Here is a 23,049-nt window from a genome sequence, read left to right on the forward strand (position 1 = left end):
TCAGCGTGGCACGCGACTATTACGGGCTGCTCGGTGTGAGCAAGGGCGCGAGTGATGCAGAGATCAAACGCGCATACCGCAAACTGGCCCGCGAACTGCATCCCGACGTCAACCCGGATGAGGACGCGCAGGCGCGGTTCAAAGAGATCAGCGCCGCATACGAAGTGCTTAACGATCCGGAGAAGCGCCGCATCGTCGACCTTGGTGGTGATCCGCTGGAATCGGCCGGCGCCGCGGGCAACGGATTCGGCGGATTCGGTGGCCTCGGCGACGTGTTCGAGGCGTTCTTCGGTGGCGGAGCCACCTCGCGCGGACCGATCGGCCGCGTTCGGCCGGGTTCGGATTCTCTGCTGCGGATGCGGCTGGACCTTTCGGAATGTGCGACCGGCGTGACCAAACAGGTCACCGTCGACACCGCAATCCTGTGCGACCTGTGTCAGGGCAAGGGCACCCACGGCAAGTCGGCCCCGGTCGCATGTGACACCTGCGGCGGCCGCGGTGAGGTGCAGACCGTGCAGCGCTCGCTGCTCGGCCAGGTGATGACGTCACGTCCCTGTCCGGTGTGCGGTGGGGTCGGCGAGGTCATCCCCGATCCGTGTCATCGCTGCGGCGGCGACGGTCGGGTGCGCGCCCGACGCGAGATCAGCGTGAAGATCCCCGCGGGCGTCGGCGACGGTATGCGCGTGCGGCTCGCCGCGCAGGGCGAGGTCGGCCCCGGTGGCGGACCGGCGGGCGACCTGTACGTCGAAGTACACGAGAAGGCCCACGAAATCTTCGTCCGCGACGGCGATGACCTGCATTGCACGATCTCCGTGCCGATGGTCGACGCTGCGCTGGGCACCTCTGTCACCGTCGACGCGATCCTCGACGGCCCGACCGAGATCACCATCGCGGCGGGCACCCAGCCCGGTCAGGTCACGACGCTGCGCGGGCACGGAATGCCGCACCTACGATCCGGTGTGCGGGGAGACCTACACGCCCACATCGATGTGGTGGTGCCGTCACGGCTGGACCACGAGGACATCGAATTGCTGCGCAAGCTCAAGGACAAGCGCAGCCGCGACATCGCCGAGGTGCGGACCGCGCATTCGAACTCCTCCGGCGGCGGACTGTTCAGCAGGCTGCGCGAGACATTCACCGGTCGCTAGAACCCGTGACCGAAGCGCTCTTCTATGTCGACGCGCTGCCCTCAGTAGGTGAGCTCGTCGTGGTGGACGGCGACGAGGGCTTCCACGCGGCGAATGTGCGGCGGATCCGGCCCGGCGAGAAACTCGATCTCGGCGACGGCGCAGGCGGCATTGCGCGCTGTGTCATCGAGGACGCCGGCAAGGGCACGCTGACCGCCCGGGTGCTGGACCTGCGGGCCGTCGCGCCACCCGTACCAACGATCACGGTCGTGCAGGCCATACCGAAGTCGGACCGTTCTGAACTGGCCATCGAGCTGGCGACGGAGGCCGGTGCCGACTCCTTCGTCGCCTGGCAGTCGTCGCGTTGCGTGGCGCGCTGGGACGGACGACCCCGCGTCGACAAGGGTTTGCGTCGGTGGCGGGCGGTGGCCCGCTCGGCGGCGCGCCAATCGCGGCGCGCGCACATCCCCACCGTCAGCGGGGTGGTGTCGACGCGCGAGTTGGTGGAGCGGGTACGCGACATCGACTCGACGCCGGTGCTCGTCCTGCATGAATCCGCCGTGCAGCCGATCACCGAGGTGCCGGTCGCCGAGGCCGAATCACTGATCCTCGTCATCGGGCCCGAAGGGGGTATCGATGACGACGAGATCGCCGCGCTGTCCGGTGCGGGTGCGACGGTGGTGCGGCTCGGGCCGACGGTGTTGCGCACGTCGACAGCCGCGGCCGTTGCGTTGGGCGCGCTCGGCGCGCTCACGAATCGGTGGGCCGCCCCGGGTTCGGGGATCGCGCCGTACGCGCGCACATAGGGAGACCACGCCAGCAAGCGAGGTTAGGCTAAATTAACCTACCGTGCTGACCCGAGATGCCGCCGGAAACCCGCAGGTTGAGATCGATGCAACCTAGTCCGGTATGGATGAGGAAATTCCACAATCGGGACTCGACCGATCGACCGACGCTGTTGATCTTCCCGCATGCCGGAGCCGGCGCCTCGTGGTACCGGCAGTTCTCGAAGGTGCTGAGCGACGACTTCGAAGTCGTCGCGCTCCAGTACCCCGGCCGTCAGGATCGGGCCGCCGAAGCGCCGCTGACCTCCCTGCAGGACATCGCCGCGGGCGCATTCGCCGAATTCGCCGAATCGGAGTTCAACCGCAGCGACGCGATCACCACCCTCGGCCACAGCATGGGCGCGCTGGTCTCGTTCGAATTCGCCAGGATCGCCGAGGCCGCCGGGGTGAAAGTGCGTCAACTCACCATCTTGGCGGCCGTCGCTCCGCACCGGGCGGCAGACAAGCCCGCCGCGCCGAAGGATGACCAGGGTCTGCTCGACCATCTGCGGTGGCTCGGGGGATCGCATGCCGACGTGATTGCCGATCCGGAACTGGCGACGCTGACATTCCCCGTCATCAAGTCCGATCACCTTGCCGCAGAGACATATTCGTGCGACCGAAGCGCACGCATCGCCGCCAGGATCCAGGTGATCGGTGGCGACCAGGACCCGATCGTCTCGATGGCGGATCTGAACGGGTGGCGCGAGCACAGCGATGACGTCGACGTGACGATGTTCGACGGCGGCCACTTCTTCCTGCTCGATCAGTTCGATGGCATCAGAGAGCTGTTGTCCGAAAACGGACCTCATTGATGGTGTCCTCGATGCCCGACACCGACCCGATCGTCATATCGGGAATGTCGGTGGAGGCGCCCGGCGGTGTGCGCACTCCATCCGAGTACTGGACCGCGTTGAGTGAGTCACGCGAGCTGATCAGCCCGCTCCCGCGCGATCGCGGATGGCCGGTCGACGACATGTTGTCCTTGTCCCGGCTCGAAGGATGGGCCGACGCGTGCGATGTCGGAGGGTTTCTGCAGAACCCCGGCGCGTTCGATCCCGTCTTCTTCAAGATCAGCCAGCGCGAGGCGGCCGTCACCAGTCCGCAGATCCGCCTCGCCATGCGGGTGGCGTGGAAAGCGCTGGAGAACACCGGGATCAATCCCGCCGCGCTCGACGAGGAAGAAGCGGGCTGCTTCGTCGGCGCGTATCCGACCGAATACGGTCCCGCCGGGGGTCAGGCCGACGAGTACTCCGGCTATCGCACCGTCGGCCGCATCACCGAAGGCATCGCGGGGCGGGTCTCGCACTGTCTGGGCTTCGCCGGCCCGTCCGCGACCGTGAACACCGGCTGCGCGTCGTCGTTGACCGCGCTGCACATGGCCGCGTCGTCGGTCCGCAACGGCGAATGCGACTGGGCGCTGGCAGGCGGTGTCTGCGTGATGGGATCCCCGGCGATCATCTACGACTTCGCCAGACAGAACGAACTGGCCGTCGACGGGCACTGCCGCGTCTACGCCGACGACTCCAGCGGGACGCTGTGGGGCGAGGGCGCCGGATTCGTCGTGATCGAGCGCGAGTCCAGGGCGCGGCGGCTCGGCCATCGCGTCTTCGGCCGCATCCTGGCCAGCCACTACAACCACAACGGCAGGGGCAAGCCGATCCTGACGCCGCGTTCGGAGGCGCAGGAGAAACTGATCCGCCGCGTCATCGACACGTCGGGCATCGCCGCCGCGGACGTCGGAATGATCGAGGGACACGGCACCGCGACCAGAGCCGGTGACCGCGCCGAGCTCACCGCGCTGCTGAACACGTACGGCGCAGCCGGTTCCGCCGCGTTCGTGGGGTCGGCGAAGTCGAACCTGGGCCACGCGCAGGCGGCAGGCGGAATGCTCGGCCTGATCAAGGTGCTGCTCGCCGGGTGGCACGGCCATGTCCCGGCGTCGCTGTTCGCCGACAACCCCACTACACAGGTCGACTGGGACTCGTCGAATCTGCGCTTGGCCACCAAATTGCATCCCTTCCAGCCGAAGGGCGGAAACCGATACGGCGCGGTGTCGTCGTACGGCGCGGATGGAGTCAACGCCCACACCATCATCAGCATGCCGGTCCGAGAGGAGCACGACGATTTCTGAGTACCGGCTGCCCGACGGGACCGTTCCGGTGCTGCTGTCGGCGGACACCCCGAATCTCCTGCGCGCCGAGGCCGCCGCCCTGTTGACATACCTGGCCGATCACCCTGCCGTCCCGCCGGAACGCCTGGCCGACATGCTGTTTCGGACCCGCGTGGCGAGACGATACCGCGCGCTGTCGATGGTGACCGACGGTGACGGCCTCGCGCCCGCCCTGCGATCGGTGGCCGACGGCCGCGAGCACACCGCGGTGGTCCGTGGCGACGGCGCCGCCGCGGCGCGCCGTCTCGCGTACGTCCTGCCGGGCCAAGGCGGGCAGCGGCCGGGGATGGGCGCCGTCTTCTACGAGTCGGCTCCGGCCTTCCGAGCCGAGGCCGACCGCTGCCACCTGCTGTTCGAAGAACTGTTCGGCGAATCGCCGCTGGGCTACCTGCTGGGCACCGGTGACATCGGCGACGGCACCACGGTGGTGCAGTCGGCGCTGTTCATGCAGATGGTTGCGCTCGGGGCGATGTGGCGTTCGGTCGGTGTCGACGCCGACGCCGTCGTCGGTCACAGTCAAGGCGAGATTGCCGGCGCGTACCTGTCGGCAAAGATGACCCTCGACGATGCGGTGCTGATCGTCGGCACCCGGGCGCGCGCGGTCGAGAACATCTCCTCTGACGATTACGCGATGGCGGTCGTGGCCGCCGACCGCGACGAGTGCGAGAGTGTGCTCGCTCGCCAGTCCGGGTGGGCGCAGGTGTCGGTGATCAATTCGCCACGGCTGGTGGGTATTTCCGGGGACCGCGCCACCGTGGTGGCGACGGTGGACGTGCTCGACGCGGGTGGCAGGTTCACCCGCATCATCCCGGTTCGCTATCCGGCGCACACCAGCATGGTCAACCAGTTTCGCGACCAGATCGAAACGGCGGTGCGTGGTCGCGTACGCAACCCACGGTTCCTCGACAGTGATGTCGACTGCATCGGGTCGACTCTCGGAGAGTCCGTCACACCTGACGTCGGCGTCGCGGAGTACTGGTTCTGGAACCTGCGCAACACCGTACGGTTCGACCGCGCCGTGGCGGCGGCCGTAAGGGGTCGGGTCGACTCCTTCGTCGAGCTTGCCGAGCATCCGACGCTGCATTTCGCACTGCAGGAGAATCTCGACGTGCTGGGCGCACAGTCCGCGACGGTGGTCGGCACGTCCGCGAAACAGGCGAGCGACCTGACCGAGTTCACCCGCAATCTCGCCGTGCTGGCGGTCAACGACATCGACTACCGATGGGACGTCCTGCGCACGGAGTCGGTCGGAGCCAAACCGCTTCCGCTGCTGGACTTTCCGAACACGCAGATGAACGAGACCTCGTTGTGGTTGCCCTACCACGGCTCCGCATCACCGGTCGCTGCGCCGGTAGTGGCGCCGCCCGTGCCGGCCGCCCCACGGCCCCAGGTCATCGTCGAGGAATGGCACGCACTGACCCGACGCTCGATGGTTGCGCCGCGGCGTCTCGGCTTCATCGGCCACACGGGTGGCGACGACCTCGCCGCGGCATTGTGTGCGCACGCCGAAAGCCAGGATCTGTCCGCACGATTGATCGGTGTGGGTGACGAGACCGCTGGCGTCGAATCCCTCGTTGTCGTGCTGGCCGGACTCGACGCCATGAGCCAGGCCGAGGCTGCCCGGCACGTGACGAGGTTCTTCGCCGACCGGCAGTGGTGGTTCGCACCGGAGACACCGCTGAAGGAGTACTGGCTGATCACCGTGGGCGGTGAGCCAGCGGTACCCGCCGATGGCCCACCGCATCCGGTCGCCGCCGCGGTCAGCGCTGGATTCCGGTGCATCGGCGGCGAATACCCGGACACCGCGTTCCGCCACCTCGATCTGTCACCCGACCATGCGCGCCCAGAATCGGTCGCGGCGATCATCGCGGCGCTGCACACCGCCGAGGAACCCGAACTGGCATTGCGCGACGGCGGGCTGTACGCGAAACGTCTCGTCGACACCGACACGAATCCCGCCGCATCGCCGTTGACGGGCCGCCACGTGCTGATCACCGGCGGCACCGGAAACGTCGGCATGGAGTTCTGCGAGTACGCCGCACACGACGGGGCTCGCCGGATCACGCTGGTGAACCGGTCGGGGGAGACACCCGCCACCGCCGAGCGGCTGCGGCCCCTCATCGCTTCTGGCACAACCGATATCCGGGTGATCGCCTGCGACATCTCAGACGCCGACGATGTCAGGCGATTGGCCGGCGACATCGACCGGGTCGACGTCGTCGTCCACGCCGCACTGGACGGTGCCGGCGCCGCCGACATGGAACTCGCCGACCTGACCGAGGCGACTTTCGGCAGGGCGCTGGCGGGCAAGGTCGTCGGCATCTCGCACGTCCTGGACGCCATCGCCCTCGCCGACGACTGCCGCGTGCTGATGTGCTCGTCGACGGCATCGGTGCTCGGAGGCCGCGGCAAGATCGTGTACGCGGCGATCAACCGGATGCTCGACGCCCACGCCCGGCAGCTGCGCGCCCAAGGCCGCGACTGTGTGTCGGTTCAGTGGGGCCAGTGGACGGTCTACCAGGGTCAGGATGACGCCGACATCGCCAACCTTTCGGCGGTTGGCTACGTCCCGATGCGGTCCGAAGACGCGATCACGCTGGGGCTCAGCGGGTTACCGGTCAACGCGGCGGTGGCGGCGTTCGACTGGGACCGGGCCCGCGCGGTCCTCGGAACGCTGGGCTACGGCCCCACGCTCTCACAGCTGGCAACCAGACCAACGGTCGTCATACCGGCCCAGACGTCGAATCTCCCGCAGCGGGTGCTGCAACTGCTCGCCGACGTGGTCGGCGCGGACGATCCTCAGGCACTCGATACCACCGCGGCGTTGGTCGCGTTGGGTCTGGACTCGCTGACCGCTCTGCAACTGCGCAGGCGGATCAAGACCGAGTTCCATTGTGAGGTAGCAGTTTCCGATCTGCTCGGCGGGATGTCGATCGATGAGGTGGTGACGACGTTGCAGTCGGGCCCGGAGCTCGGCACCCGCAGCCGCCCGTCCGGTGAGGGCGTCGAACAGGTTCTGCTTGCGATGCTGGCCGACGTGATCGGAGTCGACGACGTCCACGCGTTGGATACGACTGTGCCGTTGGTGGCGCTGGGTTTGGACTCGCTGACCGCTCTGCAACTGCGGCGCCGCGTCAAGACCGAGTTCAGTTGTGAGGTGGCGGTTTCCGATCTGCTGAGCGGAGCCACGCTGAGTGACGTCGTGGCGATGGTGAAGAGCGGGGCGAACGAGTCGGCAGGTGGGAGCATCCCACCGCCGAAAGCCGCCGTCCGAACCGACTTCGACATGAGCAGGATCCCTTCCGCGCGTGATGATCTGGATCTGTTCGGGCTGGGCGCCATCTGGCGTCTGCTCGCGCCCGTGCTCGGCGACGGAGAGGCCCACACGGTCGATGAGATCGCCGAGGGCCTGCAATTCGCGGAACGGCACCGCTGGGTGCTGCGACAGTGGCTGACCGAATTGACGTCGCGCGCGTTCATCGACCACGACGGCGGATACCGCAAGGCGCGAGAGCTGCTGCCCCCCGCCCGATCCGACCTGACCGCGGTGTGCACGGACCTCGGCTACCTCCCGCCCTTCGGTCAGTTCCTCGACGACTGCAACAGACATCTGGCGGATCTGGTTGCCGACCGCGTCAGCGTGCAGGAGCTGCTGTTCCCGAACGGATCGACGGCGACCGCCGACGCGTTCTATCGCGACAACGCCATCAGCCGCTATCTGAATCTCGGCGCCCGCACGGCCGTCGCCGACACCGTGCGGCGGCTGGCGGTCGACAGGTCGCCCGTGCGCATTCTGGAACTGGGTGCCGGCGTCGGCGGCATGACCGATGACATCGTCGCGGGGCTGACCGGTCTGCCTGTCGACTACCACTTCACCGATGTCTCGACGTTCTTCCTCACGGCCGCGCAGAAACGTTTCGCGCAGCATCCGTGGATGCGGTTCGGCATCATCGACCTGAACGCGGACCTGCGCCGTCAGCCGCCGTGCGACATCGTCGTCGCGTCCAACGTCGTCCACAACGCCCACGACGTCCGGCGGACACTGGGGGAGATCCATGACCTGCTGCGCCCCGGCGGCGCGGTCGTGTTCATCGAGGTGTGCAAGGCGCACTGCTCGTTCATGACCTCGGTGTATTTCCTGATGTCGCCGCCACCGGACCGGCCGCAGGTGGGTCTGACCGACGTCCGGGCCGGCACTGACCGAATCTTCCTGACCCAGGACGAGTGGCATCACGAGCTCGCCGCGAGCGGCTTCACGCCGGTACAGACCCTGCCGAGCGCCGAACATCCACTGTCGCTGCTGGACCAGTACGTATTCGCCGCCCAGCGCAGCTGAGGGGCTCAGGCGTCAACTGTTGGGCCGCGACGGTGGCCAGCGGTAAACTGGTGGCTTGTAGGCCGAGAACCAGGCCAGGACCCAGAAAGCAGGCAGAAAACCGCACGTGACGCCCAGCGAGACGAACGCTGACTCCGACGCGACCGTTCGCAGCAGCATCGATGTTCCGCCCGACCTCGTCATGGGCCTGCTTGGATCCGCCGACGAAAATCTGCGCGCGCTCGAACGCATCCTGGCGGCGGATATCCACGTCCGCGGCAACGCGCTCACCCTGTCCGGGGAGCCCGCCGATGTGGCCCTCGCCGAGCGGGTGTTCTCCGAACTCATCGCGATCGTGGCCAGCGGCCAGCGGCTCACCACTGATGCCGTCAAGCACAGCGTGGCCATGCTCACCGGAAGCGGCAACGAATCACCGGCGGAGGTACTGACGCTCGACATTCTGTCGCGCCGCGGCAAGACCATCCGCCCGAAGACGCTGAACCAGAAGCGCTACGTCGATGCCATCGACGCGCACACCATCGTGTTCGGCATCGGTCCCGCGGGTACCGGCAAGACCTATCTGGCAATGGCCAAGGCCGTCAACGCATTACAGTCGAAGAAGGTCAACAGGATCATCCTGACCCGCCCCGCGGTGGAGGCCGGCGAACGCCTCGGCTTCCTGCCCGGCACGCTGAGCGAGAAGATCGACCCGTATCTGCGGCCGCTGTACGACGCGCTCCACGACATGATGGATCCCGAGTCGATCCCAAAGTTGATGAACGCGGGCATCATTGAGGTCGCACCCCTGGCATATATGCGCGGCCGTACCCTTTCGGATGCGTTCATCATTCTCGACGAGGCGCAGAACACCACCGGCGAGCAGATGAAGATGTTCCTGACGCGGCTCGGCTTCGGCTCGAAGATCGTCGTCACCGGCGACATCACCCAGCTGGACCTGCCCGGTGGCGCAACGTCGGGCCTGCATGCGGCTATGCGAATTCTCGACGGCATCAACGACATCCACTTCGCCGAGCTCACCAGCGCCGACGTCGTCCGGCACCGGCTGGTCGCCGACATCGTCGATGCGTACGCGAAGTCCGACGAGCCCGATCTGATGAACCGGGCGCAACGGCGTGCTTCCGGTAGTCGGCCGCGGCGGTAACGGAATCCGACGATGAGCATTGAGGTGTCCAACGAATCGGGCATCGACGTTTCCGAAGAGGAACTGATCAGCATCGCCCGATTCGTCATCCGCAAGATGAAGGTGAATCCCGCCGCCGAACTCTCGATGGTGTTGCTCGACACCTCGGCGATGGCGGATCTGCACATGCGGTGGATGGACCTGCCGGGTCCCACCGACGTGATGAGCTTCCCGATGGACGAACTCGAGCCCGGTGGCCGGCCGGACGCGCCGGAGCCAGGGCCGTCGATGCTCGGCGACATCGTGCTGTGCCCGCCCTTCGCCGCCGATCAGGCGGCCGCGGCGGGCCATTCGCTCGGACAGGAACTCGCGTTGCTGACGGTGCACGGGGTACTGCACCTGCTGGGGTACGACCACGCCGAACCCGATGAGGAAAAGGAGATGTTCGCGCTGCAGAAAGAACTGCTCGAGGAGTGGGTCGCCGATCAGGTCGAGGCGTATCACCAGGATCGTCAGTCCGAGAAGGACCGGCGGTTGGTGGACAAGTCCCGATTCTTCGACGAACAGTGAACAATCTCGGACAGTTGATCAGCGCGATCGTCCTGGTCGGTGTGGCCGGTCTGTTCGCGGCAACCGATGCGGCCATCAGCACGGTCTCCATCGCCCGGGTCGAGGAACTCGTGCGCGACGAACGTCCCGGTGCCGTGCGACTCGCCAGGGTGATGGCCGAGCGGCCACGCTTCATCAACCTCTGTGTGCTGCTCAGAATCGCGTGCGAGGTTAGCGCGACCGTGCTGCTGGCGGCCTACCTCGACGACTACACCGGGGTCAGCTGGGGACTCATCTCGGCGGCGGCGATCATGACGGTGGTCAGCTTCGTCGCGATCGGTGTCGGTCCCAGGACGATCGGCAGGCAGAACGCCTACACCATCTCGTTGTTGGCCGCGCTTCCGCTGCAAGCCATTTCGGTGGTGCTCACCCCGGTGAGCCGGCTGCTGGTGTTGATCGGTAACGCGCTGACGCCGGGCCGCGGTTTCCGGAACGGACCGTTCTCGTCCGAGATCGAACTTCGTGAGGTCGTCGACATGGCCCAGCAGCGGGGTGTGGTCGCCGACGACGAGCGGCGGATGATCCAGTCGGTGTTCGAACTGGGCGACACCCCGGCCCGTGAAGTGATGGTGCCCCGCACCGAAATGGTGTGGATAGAAAGCGACAAGACCGCGGGTCAGGCGACGTCGCTGGCAGTGCGCAGCGGACATTCGCGCATTCCGGTGATCGGCGAGAACGTCGACGACGTCGTCGGTGTCGTGTATCTGAAAGACCTTGTCCAGCGGACGTATACCTCGAACAACGGTGGAAGCGACACCAAGGTGTCCGACGTGATGCGGCCCGCGGCGTTCGTGCCGGACTCCAAACCGTTGGACGCCCTGTTGCGGGAGATGCAGCTCGACCGTGTCCACATGGTGCTGCTGGTCGACGAATACGGCGCGATCGCAGGGCTGGTCACGATCGAGGACGTGCTCGAGGAGATCGTCGGCGAGATCGCCGACGAGTACGACACCGACGAAGTCGCTCCGGTGGAAGAGCTGGGCGAGCAGCGGTACCGGGTGTCGGCACGCCTGCCGATCGAGGATCTCGGCGAGCTGTACGACATCGAGTTCGATGAGGACTTCGACGTCGACACGGTCGGCGGCCTTGTCGCTTTCGAACTGGGTCGCGTCCCGCTGCCGGGGGCCGAGGTGACTTGGGACGGACTGCGATTGCGCGCCGAGGGCGGGCGGGATCACCGCGGGCGTGTCCGCGTCGGCACCGTTCTTGTGAGTCCGACCGAGCCCCTGGATGGTGACGATGAGTGAGCTCGATGCCGAGGACGCAAAGCTGGTCACGCTGGCGCGCGGCGCGATGGGGCGGGCCGAGGCATCCAGTGGCGCGGCGGTGCGCGACCTCGACGGGCGTACCTACGCAGGCGCGCCCGTGGCGCTGGACTCGCTGGCGCTGACCGCGCTTCAGGCGGCGGTCGCCGCGGCGGTGTCCAGCGGTGCGGCAGGACTGGAGGCCGCCGTTCTGGTCGGTGGCACCGTCGACGATGCGGGCGTCGCCGCGGTGCGCGAACTGTCGGCGGATGCGACGGTGATCGTCACCGATCGGGCGGGCAACCCGCAGTGAGCGAGTTCCGTTCGGGCTTCGTCTGCTTCATCGGTCGGCCCAACACGGGCAAGTCGACGTTGACCAACGCCCTGGTCGGTACCAAGGTGGCGATCACGTCCAACCGGCCGCAGACCACGCGCCACACCATCCGCGGCATCGTGCATCGCGACAACTTTCAGATCATCCTGATCGACACCCCGGGCCTGCACCGGCCGCGAACCCTGCTGGGGCAGCGGCTCAACGAGCTCGTGAAGGACACCTACTCCGAGGTCGACGTGATCGGGGTGTGCATTCCCGCCGACGAGCGGATCGGCCCGGGGGACCGGTGGATCCTCGAACAGGTGCGGGCCATCGCGCCCAGGACGACGCTGGTCGCGATCGTCACCAAGACCGACAAGGTGCCAAGGGATCGCGTTGCCGCCCAACTGATGGCGGTGAGCGAGCTGGTCGGTCCGGACGCCGAGATCGTTCCTGTGTCGGCGACCACGGGCGAGAACCTCGACGTGCTGACCGACGTGCTGGCCGCCCAGCTACCGCCGGGGCCGGCGTTCTACCCAGACGGCGAACTCACCGACGAGCCCGAGGAAGTGCTGATGGCCGAGCTGATCCGCGAGGCCGCACTGGAAGGTGTGCGCGACGAGCTGCCCCACTCGCTGGCGGTGGTGATCGAAGAGGTCGAGCCACGCGAAGGACGCACACCTGAACAAGGCGAGTTGATCGACGTCCACGCCATCCTCTACGTCGAGCGCGACAGCCAGAAGGGCATCGTGATCGGCAAGGGCGGCGCGAGGCTGCGTGAGGTCGGCACCGCCGCACGCACACAGATCGAAAAGCTCTTGGGCACAAAGGTTTATCTCGACCTACGGGTGAAGATCGCCAAGAACTGGCAGCGCGACCCCAAACAGCTCGGCCGGCTGGGGTTCTGAGCGCTTGCGCGAAGAGCAATTCAGCGCCGTTGAGTTCGAAACTGCGGACAGATCGCGAAATTTCGCGATCGCGCGATCTGTACGCAGTCTCGGCGACCGGTTACAGGTACGCGATGCAGTGGGCGGCGTCGCCCGGCGCCTCTTCGGCCACCACTACGCCGTCGAGCGTGATGCGGCACCCCTGGCTTCCGCTCTTGGTGACCACGACCACCTGGAGCAGCGACACGTCAGGGCCGATCGACTGGGTCGCAGTGAACGGTGCCGCGGTGTCCTCCGGGACGCGGCCGCCCGGGTCGAGGTCGATCGAGTACACGGTGCCCGATCCGGTGACCTCGAACACGACTTCGCGTGACTGAGCCGATGCGGTCGGCATGCTGACGCCCGCCAGCAGGCCCGCAACGGCCAACGCCGGTGCGACGGCCCTCGTGAAAGTAGTACGCATTAGTCCTCCCAGGTAATAAAAATTCGACGCCCCGACGACAAGTCGACGATAGCCCCGCAGGACATGAATTTAAATAGGGACTTCCCATTCTTCGTCGTGATGGCAAAGATTTCGGCGCAACGCCGAAGTTAGCCGGGAGCGCCGGCGCCGGGCTGTCCGAACGGCCTGCCTGGCGATTGCACCGGAGGTGCGCCATCACCCGTGCCGTAGACCGCGACCACGACGGTGCGGTCGATCAAGTTTGCTGACCACACACCGATGTCAACGTTGGCGCAGTTTGACATGATCGCGTTGTAGTCAGGCCGGTGATACCACTGATTGATCAGTTCGATGCCGCTGATGGCCAGCGCCGGATTGATCGCCGTCGTCTCGGCGACCACCCCGGCGTAGCCGGCGTTGCGCGCCCGATCGGCGACCGTGGACCCGTCCGAACCGATGTCGCCGTTAAGGGCGCGGTTGTTGAGCACATCGTTGGTGTGCCATTGAGCGGCCAGCCGTAGTTTCGGGTTGATCTTGATGTCGGTCGTACACCCGGCCTGATGCTGCATCGTGTAGACGTTGGCGACGACGCCGTCGTTGAGGCGCTTGTTATCGGCGTGAGCCGTCGGCATTGCGGCGATGCCGCCGCCCACCACGGCCAGTGCCGGGAGAGCATAAGCCCAGTTCCGCGCTGACATGGTCGATGACATTACGCCACTTCGCCGGGCGTGATCTCCTCAATGGGCTGGTCTTGAGGGCCGGTCGGCTCCGGATCCGGTGCCATCGACTGCGTCCACCAGACCTGCGGCTGCTTGTTCGACCAACCGTTGATCGCCTCGAGCGCGGCGGCGAGTGAGATCAACAGCGGCTCGCTGTTGGCCGGGCCCATCAACTGCACGCCGATCGGCAGGCCGTCGGAGGTGAAGCCGGCGGGCACATTGATCGACGGCCATCCCAGCAGGTTCCAGGGCCAGGTGACGGGGCAGGCCCGGATCATGGCGCGGTCGGTGGCCAGGCCGCCGAGGGTGTCGAAATCGTGCACTTCCGGGGCCGGCTGCGCGGTCGTCGGCGCCAGTACGACGTCGGCGATATTGAAGATCCACCCGATGCGACGGTGTGACGCGGCCTCACGGGCGCGGGCCTTGCGCAGCGTGTTCTGCGACAACAGCCAGCCCGTGCGGATATTGGCCCGCGTGCGCTTGTCCAGTTCGACATCGCTGCCGAGACGGTCGGCCCACTCGATCAGTCCCGACGTCGACCGCGACAGGAAGCTCCACGACATCGCCAGGTTGTAGCCGGGATCGGCGGACACGATTGTGTGCCCGAGCTCTTCGAGCTGCGCCGCCGTGGCTTCGAGTGAGGCGCGGATCTCGGGATGCAGCTTGGCCCGGAACACGGTGTAGGGGAACTTGGTGGACAGCGCGATTCGCAGGGGACCGGGCGCCTGACCGACGTAGTCCGACACCTGTACCGGCGGCGGCTTGTGCAGATCACCGGGAGCGTTGCCCGATGCCGCGTCGAGCACGATCGCCGCGTCGGTGACCGTGCGGGCGAGCACGCCGTTGACGGTGATGCCGTTGAACGCTTCGGGCAATGGCCAGGTGGAGATCCTGCCGCGCTGCGGTTTGATGCCGACCAGGTGCGTCCACGCCGCAGCGATGCGGACGCTGCCCGCGCCGTCCGATCCGATCGCCGCGGCCACCAGGCCGGCCGCCACCGCCGCGGCGCTGCCGCCGGACGATCCGCCCGGTGTGTGCTCGCGCGACCACGGGTTGCGGGTGTGACCGAAGGCGGGCCCGCTGGTGAACGGCCACTGACCCAACTCGCAGGTGTTGGTCTTGCCGACGATGACCGCGCCCGCCGCCTTCAGTCGCCGAACGACCTCGGCGTCGGCAGTGGCCGGCCGGCCCGGGCCGCCTGCGCCGAATCTGGTGGGCACGCCCTTTATATCGACATCGTCCTTCACCGCGATGGGGATGCCGAGCAGCGGAAGTTGTTCACCCGCTGCACGTTTGCGGTCCGCCTCGGCGGCGGCGGCCAGCGCCTGGTCGGCCAGCACCACCCGGAACGCGTTGAGCGTGGGCTGACTGGCCGCGATCGCGTCGAGCGATCGACGCACCAGGTCATCGGACGTGACGGAACCACTCGCCAGCTGAAAGAGCTGCTGAGTGAGTGTCGGGAATCGGAAAGGTTGGGCCATCACGTACAAGAATATCGGCGCTGCATACCGGAATCTGTCGGATCGCAATGGGAGACTGTTGTGATGCGGCTGTACCGGGATCGAGCGGTGGTGCTGCGTCAGCACAAGCTCGGCGAGGCCGACCGGATCGTGACCTTGCTCACCCGCGATCATGGGCTGGTGCGCGCGGTGGCCAAGGGTGTGCGGCGCACCCGCAGCAAGTTCGGGGCCAGGCTGGAGCCGTTCGCGCACATCGATGTTCAGCTGCATCCCGGCCGGAACCTCGACATCGTCACCCAGGTCCAGGCCATCGATGCGTTCGCCATCGACATCGTCAGCGACTACGGCCGCTACACCTGTGCATGCGCGGTCCTGGAGACGGCCGAGCGCTTGGCGAGTGAGGAACGGGCGCCGATGCCCGCGCTGCACCGGCTGACCGTCGCCGCGTTGCGGGCGGTGGCCGACGGCAGCCGACCCCGCGAACTCGTGCTGGATGCTTACCTGTTGCGCGCCATGGGAATCGCCGGTTGGGCGCCGGCGCTGACCGAATGCGCCCGCTGCGCGGCGCCGGGTCCGCACCGGGCGTTCCACGTTGCGGCCGGGGGCAGTGTGTGCGTGCATTGCAGGCCGTCGGGGTCGGCGACGCCGCCGCAGCCGGTGTTGGATCTGATGGCTGCGCTGTACGACGGGGACTGGGAGCACGCGCAGACGTCGACGTCGTCGCATCGCAGCCAGGCCAGTGGTCTGGTCGCCGCACATCTGCAGTGGCACCTGGAACGTCAGCTGCGGACGTTGCCGCTGGTCGAGCGGATGTACCGGGTCGATCAGACAGTCGCTGACCTAAGAGTGTCGCTGGTCGGGCAGGATGTGGCCCATGGCTACCAAGAGGGGCAAGGAGAGGTACCCGCAGCTGCCCCCGGCGCCTGAGGACTATCCCACCTTTCCGGACAAGTCGAGCTGGCCCGTCGTCTTCCCCGAGCTCACACCGCGCAGCAACGGCAAGTTCGCCCGGCCGCCCCAACACACGTCGAAGGCCGCCGCGCCGAAGATCCCGGCCGGCCAGGTGCCCAGCCACGTCGCCGTGGTGATGGACGGCAACGGACGGTGGGCCACCCAGCGCGGGCTGCACCGCACTGAAGGACACAGGATGGGTGAGGCCGTACTCATCGACATCACCTGCGGAGCAATCGAAATCGGGATCAAGCACCTGACGGTGTACGCCTTCTCGACCGAGAACTGGAAACGCAGCACCGAGGAGGTGCGCTTCCTGATGGGGTTCAACCGCGAGGTGGTCCGTCGGCGCCGCGAGAACCTCAACGACATGGGCGTGCGGATGCGCTGGGTCGGATCGCGACCCCGCATGTGGCGCAGCGTCATCAAGGAATTCGACATCGCCGAGCAGATGACCGTCGACAATGACGTCATCACGATCAACTACTGCGTGAACTACGGGGGCCGCACCGAGATCGTCGAGGCGACGCGAGAGCTTGCGCAGCAGGCGGTGGACGGCAAGATCAACCCGGCCCGGATCAGCGAGGCGGCGTTCGCCAAGCACCTGCACCGCTCCGACATTCCCGACGTCGACCTGTTCATCCGGACGTCAGGGGAGCAGCGGGCGAGCAACTTCCTGTTGTGGCAGGCGGCCTACGCCGAGTTCGTGTTTCAGGACAAGCTGTGGCCCGACTACGACCGCCGCGACCTGTGGGCGGCGTGCGAGGAGTATGTACAGCGCAACCGCAGATTCGGCAGAGCCGAATGATGTGCCTGAGCGGTCGGTCCTAGATGACGCTGCAGGAGCGGCTGGCGGAGGTTCTCGGTGAGGTTCTGCCGCTGAAGCGGGAAGACGACGGCGCGATCACGGTGCACCACGACGGCACCATCGCGTCGCTGCGGGTGGTCGACATCGCCGAGGGACTGGAGTTGGTGTCGCTCACCCAAATCATTGCCTGGGATCTGCCGCTGGACGCCAAACTGCGAGCGGCGGTGGCCGATCATGCGCACAACACGCTGCTGGGCACGGTGTCCCTTGCTGCGAAGAGTGGCCACAAGGAGGTTGCAGCCGGGGCGAAGCGCAATTCGAAGAAGGCCGCGGACGTGTTGCTGCGCTACAACTTTCCGGCTGCGGGGCTGAGCGACGATGCGTTACGCACGCTCATCCTGATGGTGCTGGCCACCGGTTCTGATGTGCGGCGCGCCCTGACCTGACAGCGTGTCAGCTTGTCGTGCACGCGCCACAGAGACCGAAGATCTCGATGGTGTGGCTGACATCGGAGAACCCGTGCTCGCGCGCGATTTCGGCTGCCCACGTCTCGACCTGACCGCCCTGCACCTCGACGGTCGATCCGCACGCACGGCACACCAAGTGGTGATGATGATCGTCGGAGCATCTCCGGTACACCGCTTCGCCGGTGTCGGTGCGCAGTGTGTCGACCACACCGGCCGCCGCCATCTGCTGCAGTGTGCGGTACACGGTCGTCAGCCCGATCCCTTCACCGCGCCTGCGCAATTCGTCGTGCAGCTCCTGGGCGGACCGGAAGTCGTCGAGCTTGTCCAGCAGCGCGGAGACCGCGGCACGTTGCCGGGTCGAGCGGACGCCTGTGGCGGGGGGTGTCACGCGTGGCCCTCCTCCGCGTGAGTGACGGCCGAGACGACGATGTCGGAAAGGTGATGGTCGACAAGGCGGTACATCACTTCGCGGCCGGACCGCTCGCCCGCCACGACACCGGCGGACTTGAGGATCCGCAGGTGCTGGCTGACCAACGGTTGGGGGACCGCGAGCGCGTCGACGAGTTCGTGGACGCAGCGCGCCGATTCGCGCAGTTGCAGGACGATCGCGATGCGCACCGGAGCGGCCAGCGCGCGGAGCAGGTCGCCGGAGGTGTCGAGCACGTCGCGGGGTGGTAGCTCCGGAAACGGCTCACCGCTGTGGTCGTGTCCGTCCTCGGCGGGAACCTGATGCTCGTCGGGAGAGCCCGCGTTACCGGCGAAAGTGGAAACCGTTTTCATTATGGCGCCAGAATACATGCAGACTTCCGCATGTCAATGCGGTGCGGCAGGTCGCTAGGCTGTTTCGTCGTGGCTTCCATCATCGACACCATCGCCAACCTCGCCAAGCGTCGCGGTCTCGTCTTCCAGTCCGGCGAGATCTACGGCGGCACGAAGTCGGCGTGGGATTACGGCCCGCTCGGGGTGGAACTCAAGGAGAACATCAAGCGCCAGTGGTGGCGCTCGGTGGTCACCGGCCGCGACGACGTCGTCGGCCTGGACAGCGCGGTCATCCTGCCGCGTGAGGTGTGGGTTGCCTCCGAACACGTCAAGACCTTCAACGACCCGCTCGTCGAGTGCCTGAACTGCCACAAGCGCCACCGGCAGGATCACATGCAGGAGGCGTACGCCGAGAAGAAAGGACTCGACGACCCCGACTCGGTGCCGATGACCGAGATCGTGTGCCCGGACTGCGGCACCAAGGGCCAGTGGACCGAGCCGCGCGACTTCAACATGATGCTCAAGACCTACCTCGGTCCGATCGAGACCGAGGAGGGCATGCACTACCTGCGGCCGGAGACGGCGCAGGGCATCTTCGTCAACTTCGCCAACGTGGTGACGACGGCGCGCAAGAAGCCCCCGTTCGGAATTGCCCAGACGGGCAAGAGCTTCCGCAACGAGATCACGCCGGGCAACTTCATCTTCCGCACCCGTGAGTTCGAGCAGATGGAGATGGAGTTCTTTGTCGAGCCGTCGACGGCGGCCGAATGGCACCAGTACTGGATCGACACCCGGCTGCAGTGGTACGTCGATCTCGGCATTGACCGCGACAACCTTCGACTCTTCGAGCATCCGAAGGAGAAGCTGTCCCACTACAGCACCCGCACGGTCGATATCGAGTACAAGTTCGGCTTCCAGGGCAACCCGTGGGGTGAGCTCGAGGGCGTGGCCAACCGCACTGACTTCGACCTGACCAACCACACGAAGGCTTCCGGTGTCGACCTGTCGTTCTACGACCAGGCGACCGATACGCGCTACGTGCCGTACGTCATCGAACCCGCAGCCGGCCTCACCCGGTCGCTGATGGCGTTCCTGGTCGACGCCTATCACGAAGACGAGGCGCCGAACGCCAAGGGCGGCGTGGACAAGCGCACGGTGCTGCGGCTCGATCCGCGGTTGTCTCCGGTCAAGGCCGCGGTGCTGCCGTTGTCGCGCAATGAGGCCCTGTCACCGAAAGCGCGCGACCTCGCCGCCGAACTGCGCAAGTTCTGGAACATCGAGTTCGACGACGCGGGCGCCATCGGAAGGCGCTACCGCCGCCAGGACGAGATCGGCACGCCGTTCTGTGTCACGGTCGATTTCGATTCGCTGGAGGACCAGGCGGTGACGATCCGCGAGCGGGACGCGATGACGCAGGATCGCGTCGCGCTCGACGCCGTCAGCGACTATCTGGCCGCCCGACTCAAGGGCGCCTAGAAGCGGCCGCCGCCGCCGCTGTAGCTGCGCCCCGACGAACGCGACGAGCCGCCGAACGACGTCGTCCGGCCCATCCCCATCCCACCGCCGAAGCCACCGCCGAAGCCACCGCCGCTGAACCCGCCGCGCAATGCACCGCTGAGGATGTTGCCGATGATGATGCCGCCGATCACCCCGCCCATGTCGGATCCGCTGCCGCCCCCGCCCCAGCCGGACGTGTAGGACCGCTGCGCCGCCTGGACATCGCTGCTGGCCAGCGATTGCGCCTGGCCGGCCAGCATGTCGGCGCCGTTGGCGTGCGCGATCGCCTCGCTGAGGTTCGTCGCCCTGATGTCCTGCGCGGCCTGCAGTTGGCGGACGGCTTCGGCGAGCCTGGTGCGGGCTTCCGGCCCGACACTGCCGCGGCGGGTGTCGATGAAGTCCGAGACGCCCCGGACGCGGGATTGCGCCGAGAACAGTGCCTGGTCGAACGCCCGGCTCAGGCGTTCGGCGGCCTGGCGTTCCTCGGTCACGCTGGCCAGCAGTCGATCCAGGTCCGCGTCGGCCTTGGTCAGGCGGGTGAAGGTCCCGAGCGGGTCCGCGCTGCCGTTCTTCTGGGCGTCGGCGATGGCGGCCGCGGCCTGATCGCGAGCCGCGGTGAGTTCGCTCTGATGGGGCGTCTTGCCCTGCTGCAGTTGACCATTGGCCTGATTGACGCCGTTCTGGAGGTCGGCGATCGCCTCGGGCAACGCCGCGACGGCGCGATTGATGTCGGCGCCCGCGCTGTCGACGGCATCGAGCAGCGAACGGGCCTGCCCAAGCGACGATTCCGCGGCGCGGATCGAGTCGACCAGACCCATCTGCTGGCCGACCGGGCGGGCGACGCTCGTACGAGCGGTGGTGATGTTCTGATCCGCGAAACCCAACCGCTGTTTGGCGGTGTTGACATTCTCGGCGACCGAAGTCAGTGCGGCAGCGTCGAATTGGCTGTGCAGTGCCGCCAGCGATTGCTCCGACGGGCCGAGGCGGGCGGTGAGGTCGACCATCTGCTGGGTCAGGCTGTCCAACCGGGTGGGCGCGTTGATCACGAGGTCACGCAATTTGTCGAAGGCCTCCGACTGCGCGTCCAGCTCCCGGTCGGCCTTGGCCGCGGCGACCACGACGCGGGTGAGCAGGTCGCGGCGCTGCTGCATTGTCTCGGGTACGGCGTCATCGAGGATCTGACGGACGTTGAACGCCTGCGCCAGCGTCGTCTTGGCGTTGCCGAGGGCCCTGCTGAAGGGTTCGGTCTGCGTGGCGCCGAATTCGTCGACCGCCAAGGCCAATTCGCTTTCACTGGTCCGCACCGCGTTGTCGACATCGACGACCATCATCTTGGAGAGATCGTCGAGCGCGTCGATCGGGACGGCGGCCAACGCGTTGGGGTCGGCGGGATCCACCCGCTTCGCCGCGGCGAACTCGGCTTCGCGCCGTTTGTGACGCCGTCGCCGCGCCCACAGCCACAGTCCCAGAATGATCAGGGCGAAAACCGCCAGTGCGGCCAGCAGGCCGTACCAGGTGATGCCCGAGCCCGACGACGAGCCCGCCGCGCTGGGTGTTTCCAAACCCTGAGCTGCGGCGACGGCCGCCCCCGCCCAATCACGCTGGCGCAGGGCGGGTTCGATGGTGTCGCGCTGCAGAGCGCTCGCCTCGGACTGGCTGGCCACATCCGTCGGCACGAGGAATGCATATGACCGTTCACCGGTGGCAACCGCCAACAGCGCGTCGTAGTCGCCGAAGTTGCTGATCTGCATCGTGACGCGCGCCCAGCCGACGGGATCCTGGTCGAAGCTGTCGACGTAGACGACCCACAGTCGAACGCGCTTCTCGTTGTACAAGTCATCGACGGCGCTCTCGACCTGTGCAAGCTGGCTCTGCGACAGCACATTGGCCCTGTCGGTCACGTAGTCGGGCACCCGGAAGGGTGGTTCGGCCGCCGTGACCGGAGCCAGCAGGAGGCCGGCGGCCAGCATTGCGAGCACGACGCTGAGCAAGCGGGCGATGCGCATGCTGGCCAATCTAGTACTGGCAGACTGTGCGGCGGTGGCAGCGAATCAGGATCCGTATAGCGAGTTCGACCGAGAGCGGCTGGTGGTCGAACCGCGCAAGGGTGCCGCTTTGCCGGGAACCGACACCGAGCACCGCACCGACTTCGCCCGTGACCGGGCCAGAGTGCTGCACTGCGCCGCGCTGCGCAGGTTGGCCGACAAGACCCAGGTCGTCGGGCCCCGGCAGGGCGATACCCCGCGCACCCGGCTGACCCATTCGCTGGAGGTCGCCCAGATCGGACGTGGCATGGCGATCGGCCTCGGCTGCGATCCCGACCTGGTCGATATGGCCGGGCTGGCCCACGACATCGGGCATCCGCCGTACGGCCACAACGGCGAGCGTGCGCTCGACGAGGTCGCCGCCGACCACGGTGGCTTCGAGGGCAACGCGCAGAACTTCCGCATCTTGACCCGTCTGGAGCCCAAAGTCCTTGACCCCCAAGGACACAGTGCCGGGCTGAACCTCACCCGCGCCGGGCTGGATGCGGTGACCAAGTACCCCTGGCGCCGGGGTGAGCGACAGCGCAAGTTCGGCTTCTACGAGGATGACGCCGTCGCCGCGGACTGGGTCCGGTCCGGTGCCCCCGCCGAGCGGCCGTGCCTGGAGGCCCAGGTCATGGACTGGGCCGACGACGTCGCCTATTCGGTGCACGACGTCGAGGACGGTGTGGTCTCCGGCCGGATCGACATGCGCGTGCTGGCCGACGACGACGCGGCCGCCGAGCTGGGACGGCTCGGCGAGTCGAGCGGGATGGGCGCAGGATTGTGCGCCGACGATCTGGTCGCCGCCGCGGGCCGGCTGTCGGACCTGCCCGTCGTCGCCGCCGTCGGCAAGTACGACGCCACGCTCGCCGCGTCCGTCGCGCTCAAGCGGCTGACCAGTGAATTGGTCGGGCGATTCGCGTCCGCGGCCATCGCTGCGACCCGGGAGGTCGCCGGAACCGGTCCGCTGGTGCGCTACCGGACCGAGCTTCGAGTGCCCGAATTGGTTCGGGCCGAAGTGGCGGTGCTGAAGATCCTCGCGCTGCAGTTCATCATGTCCGACCCGCGACACCTGGACCTTCAGGCGCAACAGCGCGACCGCGTCCACCGCGTCGTGGAGTGGACCCTCGCAGGCGCACCCGCCACACTCGATCCGATCTTCGTCCCGTCGTTCAACGCCGCTGCCACCGACGGCGCCCGGTTGCGGGTCGTCATCGACCAGGTCGCGTCATTCACAGAGGGGCGATTGGAGCGATTGGAACCGGCTTCAGTGTGACCGCGCCCAA

21 protein-coding genes are annotated in these 23,049 nt (G+C 67.1%); 15 read left to right on the forward strand and 6 right to left on the reverse strand.

Annotation, left to right across the window (positions count from 1 at the left end):
* Positions 1 to 5: 5 nt before the first annotated feature.
* From dnaJ to era, 10 genes are all read left to right on the forward strand, one after another.
* The gene (gene dnaJ / locus AB4Z42_RS27340) at positions 6 to 1,148 is read left to right on the forward strand and encodes a molecular chaperone DnaJ (protein WP_442012387.1); all 1,143 of its coding nucleotides are present in this window, start codon (positions 6 to 8) and stop codon (positions 1,146 to 1,148) included.
* A 5-nt stretch (positions 1,149 to 1,153) separates the two neighbouring features.
* Positions 1,154 to 1,933, forward strand: coding sequence for a 16S rRNA (uracil(1498)-N(3))-methyltransferase (locus tag AB4Z42_RS27345; RefSeq protein ID WP_442012388.1), 780 nt, complete (start codon positions 1,154 to 1,156; stop codon positions 1,931 to 1,933).
* A 107-nt stretch (positions 1,934 to 2,040) separates the two neighbouring features.
* Positions 2,041 to 2,766 carry a thioesterase II family protein gene (locus AB4Z42_RS27350; protein ID WP_442012389.1) on the forward strand — a complete coding sequence of 242 codons (726 nt, stop codon included), beginning with the start codon at positions 2,041 to 2,043 and terminating at the stop codon, positions 2,764 to 2,766.
* Between the two features lie 11 nt (positions 2,767 to 2,777).
* Entirely contained in the window at positions 2,778 to 4,085 is a 1,308-nt protein-coding gene (locus AB4Z42_RS27355) for a polyketide synthase (protein ID WP_442012390.1), read from the forward strand.
* On the forward strand, positions 4,024 to 8,460 hold the full coding sequence (gene nbtC, locus AB4Z42_RS27360; RefSeq protein WP_442012391.1) for a nocobactin polyketide synthase NbtC: 4,437 nt from the start codon (positions 4,024 to 4,026) through the stop codon (positions 8,458 to 8,460). Before AB4Z42_RS27355 ends, nbtC begins: the two co-directional genes overlap by 62 nt.
* Before the next feature lie 106 nt (positions 8,461 to 8,566).
* Complete coding sequence (locus AB4Z42_RS27365) at positions 8,567 to 9,601, forward strand: PhoH family protein (protein WP_442012392.1); 1,035 nt, start codon at positions 8,567 to 8,569, stop codon at positions 9,599 to 9,601.
* A 12-nt stretch (positions 9,602 to 9,613) separates the two neighbouring features.
* Complete coding sequence (ybeY, locus tag AB4Z42_RS27370) at positions 9,614 to 10,150, forward strand: rRNA maturation RNase YbeY (RefSeq protein ID WP_442012393.1); 537 nt, start codon at positions 9,614 to 9,616, stop codon at positions 10,148 to 10,150.
* Positions 10,147 to 11,436, forward strand: coding sequence for a hemolysin family protein (locus AB4Z42_RS27375; RefSeq protein WP_442012394.1), 1,290 nt, complete (start codon positions 10,147 to 10,149; stop codon positions 11,434 to 11,436). The genes ybeY and AB4Z42_RS27375 overlap by 4 nt, the downstream gene beginning before the upstream one ends.
* A complete protein-coding gene (locus AB4Z42_RS27380; RefSeq protein ID WP_442012395.1) occupies positions 11,420 to 11,746 on the forward strand; it encodes a cytidine deaminase in 327 nt (108 codons plus the stop codon). Before AB4Z42_RS27375 ends, AB4Z42_RS27380 begins: the two co-directional genes overlap by 17 nt.
* Positions 11,743 to 12,654 (forward strand): GTPase Era, encoded by a 912-nt coding sequence (gene era, locus AB4Z42_RS27385; protein ID WP_442012396.1) that lies wholly within the window; start codon positions 11,743 to 11,745, stop codon positions 12,652 to 12,654. The genes AB4Z42_RS27380 and era overlap by 4 nt, the downstream gene beginning before the upstream one ends.
* A gap of 100 nt (positions 12,655 to 12,754) precedes the next feature.
* On the opposite strand, the gene AB4Z42_RS27390 is transcribed toward era, so the two are convergent.
* The 3 genes from AB4Z42_RS27390 to AB4Z42_RS27400 form a co-directional block, all read right to left on the reverse strand.
* Positions 12,755 to 13,096, reverse strand: a complete 342-nt coding sequence (locus AB4Z42_RS27390; protein ID WP_442012397.1) for a hypothetical protein — start codon at positions 13,094 to 13,096, stop codon at positions 12,755 to 12,757.
* Positions 13,097 to 13,224: 128 nt separating this feature from the next.
* Positions 13,225 to 13,773, reverse strand: a complete 549-nt coding sequence (locus AB4Z42_RS27395; protein ID WP_442012398.1) for a CAP domain-containing protein — start codon at positions 13,771 to 13,773, stop codon at positions 13,225 to 13,227.
* Positions 13,774 to 13,784: 11 nt separating this feature from the next.
* Positions 13,785 to 15,275: an amidase gene (locus AB4Z42_RS27400; protein ID WP_442012399.1), complete on the reverse strand. Its 1,491-nt coding sequence runs from the start codon at positions 15,273 to 15,275 to the stop codon at positions 13,785 to 13,787.
* A gap of 63 nt (positions 15,276 to 15,338) precedes the next feature.
* On the opposite strand from AB4Z42_RS27400, the gene recO reads away from it, so the two are divergent.
* The 3 genes from recO to AB4Z42_RS27415 are packed head-to-tail and all read left to right on the forward strand — an operon-like array spanning position 15,339 to position 17,459.
* Positions 15,339 to 16,181 carry a DNA repair protein RecO gene (recO, locus tag AB4Z42_RS27405; protein ID WP_442012400.1) on the forward strand — a complete coding sequence of 281 codons (843 nt, stop codon included), beginning with the start codon at positions 15,339 to 15,341 and terminating at the stop codon, positions 16,179 to 16,181.
* Entirely contained in the window at positions 16,129 to 17,013 is an 885-nt protein-coding gene (locus AB4Z42_RS27410) for a decaprenyl diphosphate synthase (RefSeq protein ID WP_442012401.1), read from the forward strand. Before recO ends, AB4Z42_RS27410 begins: the two co-directional genes overlap by 53 nt.
* A gap of 23 nt (positions 17,014 to 17,036) precedes the next feature.
* Positions 17,037 to 17,459: a hypothetical protein gene (locus tag AB4Z42_RS27415; protein ID WP_442012402.1), complete on the forward strand. Its 423-nt coding sequence runs from the start codon at positions 17,037 to 17,039 to the stop codon at positions 17,457 to 17,459.
* A 7-nt stretch (positions 17,460 to 17,466) separates the two neighbouring features.
* On the opposite strand, the gene AB4Z42_RS27420 is transcribed toward AB4Z42_RS27415, so the two are convergent.
* Entirely contained in the window at positions 17,467 to 17,868 is a 402-nt protein-coding gene (locus AB4Z42_RS27420; protein ID WP_442012403.1) for a Fur family transcriptional regulator, read from the reverse strand.
* Positions 17,865 to 18,260 carry an ArsR/SmtB family transcription factor gene (locus AB4Z42_RS27425; protein WP_442012404.1) on the reverse strand — a complete coding sequence of 132 codons (396 nt, stop codon included), beginning with the start codon at positions 18,258 to 18,260 and terminating at the stop codon, positions 17,865 to 17,867. Before AB4Z42_RS27425 ends, AB4Z42_RS27420 begins: the two co-directional genes overlap by 4 nt.
* Positions 18,261 to 18,296: 36 nt before the next feature.
* On the opposite strand from AB4Z42_RS27425, the gene AB4Z42_RS27430 reads away from it, so the two are divergent.
* Positions 18,297 to 19,715: a glycine--tRNA ligase gene (locus AB4Z42_RS27430; RefSeq protein ID WP_442012425.1), complete on the forward strand. Its 1,419-nt coding sequence runs from the start codon at positions 18,297 to 18,299 to the stop codon at positions 19,713 to 19,715.
* On the opposite strand, the gene AB4Z42_RS27435 is transcribed toward AB4Z42_RS27430, so the two are convergent.
* Complete coding sequence (locus tag AB4Z42_RS27435; protein ID WP_442012405.1) at positions 19,712 to 21,742, reverse strand: TPM domain-containing protein; 2,031 nt, start codon at positions 21,740 to 21,742, stop codon at positions 19,712 to 19,714. The genes AB4Z42_RS27430 and AB4Z42_RS27435 overlap by 4 nt on opposite strands.
* On the opposite strand from AB4Z42_RS27435, the gene AB4Z42_RS27440 reads away from it, so the two are divergent.
* Complete coding sequence (locus AB4Z42_RS27440) at positions 21,741 to 23,039, forward strand: deoxyguanosinetriphosphate triphosphohydrolase (RefSeq protein ID WP_442012406.1); 1,299 nt, start codon at positions 21,741 to 21,743, stop codon at positions 23,037 to 23,039. The genes AB4Z42_RS27435 and AB4Z42_RS27440 overlap by 2 nt on opposite strands.
* Positions 23,040 to 23,049 lie beyond the last annotated feature (10 nt).

Source organism: Mycobacterium sp. 2YAF39 (genome assembly GCF_052114565.1).
In the GTDB taxonomy this organism is placed as follows: domain Bacteria; phylum Actinomycetota; class Actinomycetes; order Mycobacteriales; family Mycobacteriaceae; genus Mycobacterium.

What these genes read in the sequence shown, in the direction of transcription:
- nbtC (WP_442012391.1), top strand. Translation starts at nt 4,024, where the DNA reads ATGGAGTCAACGCCCACACCATCATCAGCATGCCGGTCCGAGAGGAGC.
- AB4Z42_RS27395 (WP_442012398.1), bottom strand. Translation starts at nt 13,773, where the DNA reads ATGTCAGCGCGGAACTGGGCTTATGCTCTCCCGGCACTGGCCGTGGTG.
- AB4Z42_RS27400 (WP_442012399.1), bottom strand. Translation starts at nt 15,275, where the DNA reads ATGGCCCAACCTTTCCGATTCCCGACACTCACTCAGCAGCTCTTTCAG.
- AB4Z42_RS27440 (WP_442012406.1), top strand. Translation starts at nt 21,741, where the DNA reads ATGCTGGCCAATCTAGTACTGGCAGACTGTGCGGCGGTGGCAGCGAAT.
- AB4Z42_RS27415 (WP_442012402.1), top strand. Translation starts at nt 17,037, where the DNA reads ATGACGCTGCAGGAGCGGCTGGCGGAGGTTCTCGGTGAGGTTCTGCCG.
- AB4Z42_RS27425 (WP_442012404.1), bottom strand. Translation starts at nt 18,260, where the DNA reads ATGAAAACGGTTTCCACTTTCGCCGGTAACGCGGGCTCTCCCGACGAG.
- AB4Z42_RS27435 (WP_442012405.1), bottom strand. Translation starts at nt 21,742, where the DNA reads ATGCGCATCGCCCGCTTGCTCAGCGTCGTGCTCGCAATGCTGGCCGCC.
- recO (WP_442012400.1), top strand. Translation starts at nt 15,339, where the DNA reads ATGCGGCTGTACCGGGATCGAGCGGTGGTGCTGCGTCAGCACAAGCTC.
- AB4Z42_RS27410 (WP_442012401.1), top strand. Translation starts at nt 16,129, where the DNA reads ATGGCTACCAAGAGGGGCAAGGAGAGGTACCCGCAGCTGCCCCCGGCG.
- AB4Z42_RS27430 (WP_442012425.1), top strand. Translation starts at nt 18,297, where the DNA reads ATGCGGTGCGGCAGGTCGCTAGGCTGTTTCGTCGTGGCTTCCATCATC.
- AB4Z42_RS27350 (WP_442012389.1), top strand. Translation starts at nt 2,041, where the DNA reads ATGAGGAAATTCCACAATCGGGACTCGACCGATCGACCGACGCTGTTG.
- AB4Z42_RS27390 (WP_442012397.1), bottom strand. Translation starts at nt 13,096, where the DNA reads ATGCGTACTACTTTCACGAGGGCCGTCGCACCGGCGTTGGCCGTTGCG.
- AB4Z42_RS27380 (WP_442012395.1), top strand. Translation starts at nt 11,420, where the DNA reads ATGGTGACGATGAGTGAGCTCGATGCCGAGGACGCAAAGCTGGTCACG.
- ybeY (WP_442012393.1), top strand. Translation starts at nt 9,614, where the DNA reads ATGAGCATTGAGGTGTCCAACGAATCGGGCATCGACGTTTCCGAAGAG.
- AB4Z42_RS27355 (WP_442012390.1), top strand. Translation starts at nt 2,778, where the DNA reads ATGCCCGACACCGACCCGATCGTCATATCGGGAATGTCGGTGGAGGCG.